This is a genomic window from Pseudomonas sp. GM102, assembly GCF_000282555.1.
Classification (GTDB): Bacteria; Pseudomonadota; Gammaproteobacteria; order Pseudomonadales; family Pseudomonadaceae; genus Aquipseudomonas.
In genome coordinates this window covers 1-8,111 of record NZ_AKJB01000029.1, presented here as the reverse complement: position 1 = coordinate 8,111, position 8,111 = coordinate 1, and the positions used below count along the sequence as shown (strand labels likewise).

Sequence of the window (8,111 nt, the reverse complement as noted above, 5' to 3'; positions counted from 1 at the left end):
AGATACCTATGCCGCGATGGGGCCGGCCCTGCTGCCCTCAATCCCCCTTCGGCAACTCAATCACAAACAGCGTCCATCCGTTATCCGATTCGCAACGAATCTGCCCACCATGGGCGCGGATGATCGACTGGGTAATTGCCAACCCCAACCCCGCATGCTCACTGCTGCCTTCACGACGCGCCGGGTCTGCCCGGTAGAAGCGGTCAAACAAGCGCGGCAACAAGTCTTCAGAAATCCCTTCACCACTGTTTTCAACGGTCAGGCTCAAGCCCTTCGGCTGCTCGATAATCTTCACCCGCACCTCGCCCTTGGCCGGGGTAAACCGCAACGCATTGTCCAGCAAATTGGACAGCGCCCGGCGTAGCATGCTGCGGTCGCCCTGCATGCGCGCGCTGCCGTCACGACTCAATTTCACCTGAGCGTCCTCGGCCAGCGGCGCAAAGAACTCCAGCAGCACATCGGCTTCTTCCGCCAGTTCCAGCGGTTCGCGCTTGGGCATCAGCAAGCCATGGTCAGCCTTGGCCAGGTACAACATGTCGTTGACCAGTTGCGCCATCCATTGCAGTTCTTCGAGGTTGCTGTGCAGTGCCTCGCGGTAATCCTCGATGGGGCGAGGGCGGGTGAGGGTGACCTGGGTGTGGGTCAGCAGGTTCGACAGCGGCGTGCGCAGTTCATGGGCGATGTCGGCGGAAAACGCCGAGAGACGCTGAAAAGAGTCGTCGAGGCGTCCGAGCATGGCATTGAAGCTGTGGGCCATTTCCGCGAGTTCTGGCGGCATGTCTGCTTCCGGCAGGCGCGCGTTGAGCGATTGCGCCGAAACACCGCTGGCGACCGCACTCATGCGCCGTAGCGGGCGCAAACCACTGCGCGCCGCCCAGGCACCGAGCAGGGCGGTGGCCAGCGCCGACAAACCGACCGTCAGCCAAATCAGGTGCTGCATGCGCTGAAGAAAGTGTTGGTGATGGGTGATGTCCAGCAGGAGGGTCAGTTGCGGCGAATCGGGTTTATCGAGGAACAGCGGTGCATTCAGGACGCGGTAATCAGTACCGTCATCGCTCACCGTCGATAGACCCAACTGGCGCGGCAAGTCTTTGGGCAAACCGGCCGAGCTGTCGTACAAACGTTGGCCGTCGCTGCCGATGATGCGCAGCGAAAGATCGGCTTGTCGGCTCAATTCATCGGCCAGTTTGGTCTCGCTTTCGCTGGACTGAATGTCGTCCAGCGCCCGGCGCAAGCCAATCAGCTTGCCATCCAGCAACTGCTGGTCCAACTCGACAAAGTGCGCCTCGCTGGCGCGGCTGAACAACACCCCGGCGAACAACGACACCACCGCGGTGCAGGCCGCAAACAGCAGCGCCAGGCGATTGCTTAGTGAAAGTCGGCGCATCAGGCAGGGCGCTCTTCAAGGACGTAGCCCATGCCACGCACGGTGTGGATCAATTTATTCGGGAAGTCATCGTCGATCTTCAGGCGCAAACGGCGGATCGCTACTTCGATAACATTGGTGTCACTGTCGAAATTCATGTCCCACACCTGGGAAGCGATCAGCGACTTGGGCAGCACTTCGCCTTGGCGCCGTAGGAGCATTTCCAGCAGAGCGAATTCCTTGGCGGTCAGGTCGATGCGCTGGCCGTTGCGCTCGACTCGACGGCGGATCAGGTCCAGGCGCAAGTCGGCCAGTTGCAGGCTGGTTTCCTGAGGTGTGGTGCTGCCGCGCCGCAGCAGGCTGCGAACCCGGGCCAGCAGTTCGGAGAAGGCGAAAGGTTTGACCAGGTAGTCGTCGGCACCTAGCTCCAGGCCGTGCACCCTGTCCTCCACCGCGTCTCGGGCTGTAAGAAACAGTACCGGCGTGTCGAGGCCCGCGCTGCGCACCGCTTGCAGAATCTGCCAGCCATTGCGACCGGGCAGCATCACATCAAGGATCAACAAGGCGTAATCGCCGCTCAACGCCAGTTGCTGGCCGGTGCTGCCATCGGCCACCAATTCGGTGGTGAAGCCGGCCTCGGTCAGGCCCTGACGCAGGTAATGGCCAGTTTTTGGTTGGTCTTCGACAATCAGCAGTTTCATGGGCGACTCGGGCAGTTGGAACGGTTGCGTTATACCGTGGGCGGCGGCGATACAGGCCAACCTGACAAAGTTGTAATCTGCCTGTCAGGTGGCTGGCAGAGCCCGCGGGTTAAGTTTCCCACAAGCTGAACCTCATCTTGTTGGAGTGCGACTATGTTTTTGCGAAAGCGTCTGGTATTGGCCGCTTGTTTGTTGACCTTGAGTGTAGGGCTAGAGGCCTCACCGACGCATACCTACGACTTCGGTCAACCGGCAAAGGCTGTCCGGGCTACCCGTAGCGTTGAAGTGGTAATGGGCGATATGTCGTTCGATCCGAAAGCCATCGAGATCAAGGCCGGTGAGACCGTTCGCTTTGTACTGGTGAATAAAGGTCAGTTGCTGCACGAATTCAACCTCGGCGACGCGGCGATGCATGCCAGGCATCAGCAGGAAATGCTGCAGATGCAGCAAAGCGGCATGCTGATGCCTACAAGCATGAAGGCCATGGACCACGGCTCCATGGCCACTATGGACCATTCCTCCGAAGGGCATGGGATGAAACACGATGACCCGAACAGTGTGCTGGTGGAGCCGGGCAAAACCACCGAGTTGACCTGGACCTTCACCAAGGCCACCAACCTGGAATTTGCCTGCAATATCCCCGGCCACTATCAGGCCGGTATGGTCGGCAAACTGACAGTCAGTCAGTAAGCACTCAAAGGCGGGAGCAAAGGCTGGTAGAATCCGCTGATTCTTCAGTCAGGTTTCCGCCATGCATCCCGCAGCCGAACATTCGCCGCTGGGCAAATCCAGCGAATACATCGCCACCTACACACCGTCCCTGCTGTTCCCGATCCCGCGCACCGCGAAATGGGCCGAGCTGGGCCTGACGGCTGAAACCCTGCCGTACAAGGGCGTGGACTTCTGGAATTGCTTCGAGCTGTCGTGGCTGTTGCCGTCCGGCAAGCCCGTGGTGGCGATTGGCGAATTCAGCATTGCGGCGGATTCGCCGAACATCATCGAATCGAAGTCGTTCAAGCTGTACCTCAATTCGCTGAACCAAACAGCGTTTGCCGATACCGCAAGCCTTGAAGCGACGCTGGCAAAAGACCTTTCGGCCGCTGCCGGCAAACCGGTGGGCGTGCGGATTCGCAGCCTGAAAGAGGTTGAGGCAGAAGGCGTCGTGGCGTTGCCGGGTGTGTGCATCGATGACCTGGATATCAGCGTCAGCAACTATGAGCATCCTCGTCCGGAACTGCTGCGGTGCGATGAGTCGCTCATTGTTGAAGAGTGCGTGCATAGCCATTTGCTCAAATCCAACTGCCCGGTTACCAGCCAGCCGGATTGGGGCAGCGTGGCGGTGGAGTATCGCGGCGCGGCGCTGGATCACGCGAGTTTGCTGGAATACATCGTGAGCTTCCGACAGCACTCGGACTTCCATGAGCAGTGCGTGGAGCGGATTTTCCTCGACCTGCAACGATTGCTGAAGCCAGAGAAACTGACGGTGTATGCACGGTATGTACGTCGCGGCGGGTTGGACATCAACCCGTATCGCAGCACCGAAGAAGTACAACTGCCGAACCACCGCCTGGTCCGTCAATGAAGATCTAATGTGGGAGCCTGCTCGCGATGAGTCCAGCATATTCAACAGTGATGTTGACTGACACTCAGCCATCGCGAGCAGGCTCGCTCCCACAGGGGGTTGCATTTGCAAACCCCGGATATGAAAAAGCCCCGCTATCGCTAGCGGGGCTTTTTTTTATCTGGCGGGTTCAGATCCCCATGTTGCCCAAGGCTTGCACGATGTTGCGCAAGGTGCCAGCAAGGGTCGGGTGTTCGAGTTCGAAGCGCTCGACGGCCAGGTTTACATTGTCGGCGAGGTTGGTGTCCTGGGTTTTGGTTTCCAGCTCAAGCTCAAGTTCGATCTGTTGCATCAGCGCGTGCAGGTCAGCGCGCTCTTCTTCGGAAAGCGGTGGATTCTGTTCCAATTGCTCGCGCAGTTTGTTGAGCTGTTCTTGCAGTTCGCGGGCAGGCATGGCGTTCTTCCTTTTATCGATAGGCACTGGCATAGACCGCAGCGGCGCGCCAAAGGTCTATGGCTGACCTTTAGATTAATCCACTCCCGGGCAAACTGCATGATCTCGATCAGGGCTTTTCGCCCTTGAGCCGGCGCAGACTGATATCGGCCAGGCAGGTGTCGAGTTCGCCCAGATGATCGATCACCGAATGCACGCCCAGGCCGAACAACTGCATTGTCGCCTTGCCGCGCAGGTGTTCCCGTTCCTTTTGACTCAAGGTCTGCCATTCGCTTGGAGCCAGCCCGCACAGCGAGCCGCAGGACGCCAGGCCAATGGTCCACAACCCGGCATTCAGGCCTGACTGCAGAAGTCGCGGTTCGCCGCTGACCAGCACGCAACCGTCCAGACGTTCGACATTCAACGCCATCAAGGCTTGCCAACAGGCGTTCGGAGCCGGCCATGGATTGATTGTTGCCGGGTGTTGCGAAGGTTTGATCCAGTCCGGGAGTGCCGCGGCCAGAGAGTGGCTGAGGGCGGGGGGCAGTTCATCGAGCCAGGCGCAAGGAATCTGTTGGCGCTGCAAGCTGGACAGGCTATCCAGAGCGCCAAGCGTGACTTCGGTGTGCTCGGGAGTCAGTGTGCCGGGTTGGCGAGTGCGTGCGCCGAAATCCACCAGACATCCACTGAGACCGAACAGTACAGCGGTCAGGCTGGGTGCGATGAGAGGCGAGGTTTCGGCGCGTGGCATATCAACGTCCTTGAAATAGTAACAAGGCTATTCGTGGACGGTGACAGTTGAGTGACACTGATGTGAATCGCTCCCAGCCAGGAGGAATCATCCGGGAGCGATCGCGCACGATGCTGCCTAAACCGGGTTATCCGTCATATACTAGCGGTCTTTGCGACTGGGCCAAGCGTCCGCGTCAGTACAATCCAAGGAGTTTCTCTATGCGCTGGAGCAATCGACTCGCTCAGCTTTGTATGTGTGCCAGTGTATTGCTGGTTCCGTTTGCGGCTCAGGCTGCCACGGAAGAAGATCCTTGGGAAAGCATTAACCGCCCGATCTACAAGTTCAACGATTTTGTCGATACCTACGCACTGAAGCCATTGGCTCAGGGCTATCAATTCGTCACGCCGCAGTTTCTGGAAGAGGGCATCCACAACATGTTCCGCAACGTTGGCGACGTGACCAACCTTGCCAACGACGTGTTGCAGGTCAAGCCCACCGCGGCAGGCGTCGACACCGCGCGTTTGATCTTCAACACCACCTTCGGCCTGCTGGGCTTCTTCGACGTGGGCACCCAAATGGGCCTGCATCGCAATGATGAAGACTTCGGCCAGACCCTCGGTTACTGGGGCGTGGGCAGCGGCCCATACTTGATGCTGCCGCTGCTGGGCCCAAGCACCTTGCGTGATGCGCCTTCCAAGTATGTCGACGGCTATACCGGCCCGTACCGCTACATCCACGACGTACCGGTGCGTAATTCGATCTTCGGCCTGAACATCGTCGACACCCGCGCCAACCTGCTGTCGGCCGAGAAGCTGGTCAGCGGCGACAAATACACCTTTATTCGCAATGCATACCTGCAAAACCGCGAATTCAAGGTCAAGGACGGCCAGGTCGAAGACGATTTTTAATCTCGACCGGTAAAACGAAGAAGGCGGCCATTTGGCCGCCTTCTTTCGTTTGGCTTGCGGGCTAAATCGGGGTTACTTCATCTTCAGGATTGTAAGCCCGAGTTTCTGATTGCCACCGTCCTGTGCTTTCACCCACACCACCTCGGTATCGGCCTCAAGGCCTTTTAGTGCTGCGTGATCGGAGTCAATCCGCACGCTAAGCCGGTCACCCACCTTGAATAAACGGGGCGCCTCAACCTGCATGCCACTGCTGGAAAGGTCGATGCAGACGGCTGGCACCTCGTCGCCCTCATGAATCAGCGCCACATCGGCATCGACCCGCATGCGGATGAAATCGCGCTTTTCGCTGTAGTCCCGATCAGTTTGGCTCATGGGCTCGATCCTTCCTTTGGGTTACGGTTTTGCCTGTTCTTATAACTCTCGGTGATTTGACAAGTAAAGACGTCAAGCGACCATCGGCGTGAGCTTGAAACGCCTCGCGGATGGGAGTACCGTCTGCGCCTTAGAAGGGCACCTTTGGTGGACCTGTGAGTAGGGCAAACGCTCGAAAACGGTGCGGCCAGAGAGGCTAGAAAGCGAATCCAGTAGTGTGAGCAGGGCCAAATGCCCAGCCTGCTACGCCAACCTAATTCTGGCGCCGTTTGCCCACATGCCAAAAACCAGTGCCACGCTGCTGATAATCGATGATGACGAAGTAGTGCGCGCGAGCCTCGCGGCCTACTTGGAAGACAGTGGTTTCAGTGTCCTGCAGGCCAGCAATGGCCAGCAGGGACTTCAGGTATTCGAGCAAGACAAGCCCGACTTGGTCATCTGCGATCTGCGCATGCCGCAGATGGGCGGACTTGAACTCATTCGCCAGGTCACCGAGCTGTCGCCGCAAACACCGGTAATCGTGGTGTCGGGCGCCGGCGTGATGAACGACGCGGTCGAGGCCCTGCGCCTGGGCGCGGCGGATTACCTGATCAAGCCTCTCGAAGATCTGGCCGTGCTCGAGCACTCTGTGCGCCGAGCCCTGGATCGTGCGCGCCTGCTGCTGGAAAACCAGCGCTATCGCGAGAAGCTGGAAAAGGCCAATCGCGAGCTCGAAGCCAGCCTGAACCTGCTCCAGGAAGACCAGAACGCCGGTCGCCAGGTGCAGATGAACATGCTGCCGGTCAGCCCCTGGAGCATCAACGAGTTCCAGTTTGCACACCAGATCATCCCGTCGCTGTACCTTTCGGGCGATTTCGTCGACTACTTTCGGGTCGACGAGCGTCGGGTAGCGTTCTACTTGGCGGACGTTTCCGGTCATGGCGCCTCTTCAGCCTTCGTTACCGTGCTGCTGAAGTTCATGACCACGCGCTTGCTGTTCGAATCCAAGCGCAACGGCACATTGCCGGAGTTCAAGCCTTCAGAGGTTCTTGGTCATATCAACCGGGGCCTGATCAGTTGTAAGCTGGGTAAACACGTCACAATGGTCGGTGGAGTCATCGACGAGGAGACCGGTTTGTTGACCTATAGCATCGGCGGTCATCTGCCGTTGCCTGTGTTGTACACGCCAGACAGTGTTCGTTACCTGGAAGGGCGTGGTCTGCCGGTGGGCCTCTTCAATGAAGCCACCTACGAAGACCACGTACTGGAATTGCCGCCAGTGTTCAGCTTGACGCTGATGTCTGATGGCATTTTGGACCTTTTGCCAGAACCCACACTCAAAGAGAAAGAAGCTGCTTTACCTCAACGGGTGAAGGCAGCGGGCGGCAGCCTGGATGGTCTGCGCCAGGTTTTTGGATTGGCCACGCTAGGGGAGATGCCGGATGATATCGCCCTGTTGGTGTTGAGCAGGAATCTTGAATGAGTACCGGTAGAATCCAGTTCGCCGAGCAGGACGGCACCTTCGTCCTGAAGTTCGTCGGTGAAGTTCGCCTGACCCTGTGTTCGGCGTTGGATGCGACTATTGAGCGGATCTTCACCGCGTTGAATTTCAACGCGATCGTGATCGACCTGACCGAAACCCGCAGCATCGACAGCACCACCCTGGGCCTGCTGGCCAAACTGTCGATCCTGTCGCGGCAAAAGGTCGGCCTGCTGCCGACCGTCGTCACCACCCACGAAGACATCACCCGTCTGCTGCAGTCCATGGGCTTCGAGCAAGTGTTCAACATCGTTGACCGCCCGATCCCATGCCCTGAATGCCTGACCGACCTGCCAGACCAGGATCAGTCCGAAGAAGTGGTACGCGTCAAAGTCCTCGAAGCGCACAAAATCCTCATGGGCCTGAACGACTCCAATCGTGAAGCGTTCCATGACCTGGTGAATGCGCTGGAGCGGCATTGATTCCCCTGAAACGGTGTGGGTCGGTCTGATCCCACACTAGCCCCACGTAAACACACCATCCCGACGCACTACGAATCCCCTAATGAAATGGCTACC

Annotated in this window: 10 protein-coding genes; 5 read left to right on the top strand and 5 right to left on the bottom strand. The window is 58.4% G+C overall.

What is annotated here, in order from left to right; translation table 11 throughout:
* Positions 1 to 37: 37 nt before the first annotated feature.
* Positions 38 to 1,387 carry a heavy metal sensor histidine kinase gene (locus tag PMI18_RS22665; protein ID WP_007897117.1) on the bottom strand — a complete coding sequence of 450 codons (1,350 nt, stop codon included), beginning with the start codon at positions 1,385 to 1,387 and terminating at the stop codon, positions 38 to 40.
* Positions 1,387 to 2,067, bottom strand: coding sequence for a heavy metal response regulator transcription factor (locus tag PMI18_RS22670; protein ID WP_007897115.1), 681 nt, complete (start codon positions 2,065 to 2,067; stop codon positions 1,387 to 1,389). Before PMI18_RS22670 ends, PMI18_RS22665 begins: the two co-directional genes overlap by 1 nt.
* A gap of 153 nt (positions 2,068 to 2,220) precedes the next feature.
* On the opposite strand from PMI18_RS22670, the gene copI reads away from it, so the two are divergent.
* Positions 2,221 to 2,757: a copper-resistant cuproprotein CopI gene (gene copI / locus PMI18_RS22675; protein ID WP_007897113.1), complete on the top strand. Its 537-nt coding sequence runs from the start codon at positions 2,221 to 2,223 to the stop codon at positions 2,755 to 2,757.
* 61 nt (positions 2,758 to 2,818) lie between these two features.
* Positions 2,819 to 3,649, top strand: coding sequence for an NADPH-dependent 7-cyano-7-deazaguanine reductase QueF (gene queF, locus PMI18_RS22680; RefSeq protein WP_007897111.1), 831 nt, complete (start codon positions 2,819 to 2,821; stop codon positions 3,647 to 3,649).
* 169 nt (positions 3,650 to 3,818) lie between these two features.
* On the opposite strand, the gene PMI18_RS22685 is transcribed toward queF, so the two are convergent.
* Together PMI18_RS22685 and PMI18_RS22690 are read right to left on the bottom strand one after the other, a co-directional pair.
* The gene (locus tag PMI18_RS22685; protein WP_007897109.1) at positions 3,819 to 4,082 is read right to left on the bottom strand and encodes a DUF4404 family protein; all 264 of its coding nucleotides are present in this window, start codon (positions 4,080 to 4,082) and stop codon (positions 3,819 to 3,821) included.
* A 109-nt stretch (positions 4,083 to 4,191) separates the two neighbouring features.
* Entirely contained in the window at positions 4,192 to 4,812 is a 621-nt protein-coding gene (locus PMI18_RS22690; protein ID WP_007897108.1) for a hypothetical protein, read from the bottom strand.
* A 200-nt stretch (positions 4,813 to 5,012) separates the two neighbouring features.
* Here PMI18_RS22690 and PMI18_RS22695 point away from each other — a divergent pair, with 200 nt between their 5' ends.
* Entirely contained in the window at positions 5,013 to 5,702 is a 690-nt protein-coding gene (locus tag PMI18_RS22695) for an MlaA family lipoprotein (RefSeq protein WP_007897107.1), read from the top strand.
* 72 nt (positions 5,703 to 5,774) lie between these two features.
* Here PMI18_RS22695 and PMI18_RS22700 read toward each other — a convergent pair whose 3' ends face one another.
* A complete protein-coding gene (locus PMI18_RS22700) occupies positions 5,775 to 6,074 on the bottom strand; it encodes a PilZ domain-containing protein (protein WP_007897106.1) in 300 nt (99 codons plus the stop codon).
* 277 nt (positions 6,075 to 6,351) lie between these two features.
* Here PMI18_RS22700 and rssB point away from each other — a divergent pair, with 277 nt between their 5' ends.
* Together rssB and rssC are read left to right on the top strand one after the other, a co-directional pair.
* On the top strand, positions 6,352 to 7,536 hold the full coding sequence (rssB, locus tag PMI18_RS22705; protein WP_007897105.1) for a two-component system response regulator RssB: 1,185 nt from the start codon (positions 6,352 to 6,354) through the stop codon (positions 7,534 to 7,536).
* On the top strand, positions 7,533 to 8,015 hold the full coding sequence (gene rssC, locus PMI18_RS22710) for an anti-sigma factor antagonist RssC (protein ID WP_007897104.1): 483 nt from the start codon (positions 7,533 to 7,535) through the stop codon (positions 8,013 to 8,015). The genes rssB and rssC overlap by 4 nt, the downstream gene beginning before the upstream one ends.
* Positions 8,016 to 8,111: the final 96 nt, after the last annotated feature.

What these genes read in the sequence shown, in the direction of transcription:
- PMI18_RS22665 (WP_007897117.1), bottom strand. Translation starts at nt 1,387, where the DNA reads ATGCGCCGACTTTCACTAAGCAATCGCCTGGCGCTGCTGTTTGCGGCC.
- PMI18_RS22670 (WP_007897115.1), bottom strand. Translation starts at nt 2,067, where the DNA reads ATGAAACTGCTGATTGTCGAAGACCAACCAAAAACTGGCCATTACCTG.
- copI (WP_007897113.1), top strand. Translation starts at nt 2,221, where the DNA reads ATGTTTTTGCGAAAGCGTCTGGTATTGGCCGCTTGTTTGTTGACCTTG.
- queF (WP_007897111.1), top strand. Translation starts at nt 2,819, where the DNA reads ATGCATCCCGCAGCCGAACATTCGCCGCTGGGCAAATCCAGCGAATAC.
- PMI18_RS22685 (WP_007897109.1), bottom strand. Translation starts at nt 4,082, where the DNA reads ATGCCTGCCCGCGAACTGCAAGAACAGCTCAACAAACTGCGCGAGCAA.
- PMI18_RS22690 (WP_007897108.1), bottom strand. Translation starts at nt 4,812, where the DNA reads ATGCCACGCGCCGAAACCTCGCCTCTCATCGCACCCAGCCTGACCGCT.
- PMI18_RS22695 (WP_007897107.1), top strand. Translation starts at nt 5,013, where the DNA reads ATGCGCTGGAGCAATCGACTCGCTCAGCTTTGTATGTGTGCCAGTGTA.
- PMI18_RS22700 (WP_007897106.1), bottom strand. Translation starts at nt 6,074, where the DNA reads ATGAGCCAAACTGATCGGGACTACAGCGAAAAGCGCGATTTCATCCGC.
- rssB (WP_007897105.1), top strand. Translation starts at nt 6,352, where the DNA reads ATGCCAAAAACCAGTGCCACGCTGCTGATAATCGATGATGACGAAGTA.
- rssC (WP_007897104.1), top strand. Translation starts at nt 7,533, where the DNA reads ATGAGTACCGGTAGAATCCAGTTCGCCGAGCAGGACGGCACCTTCGTC.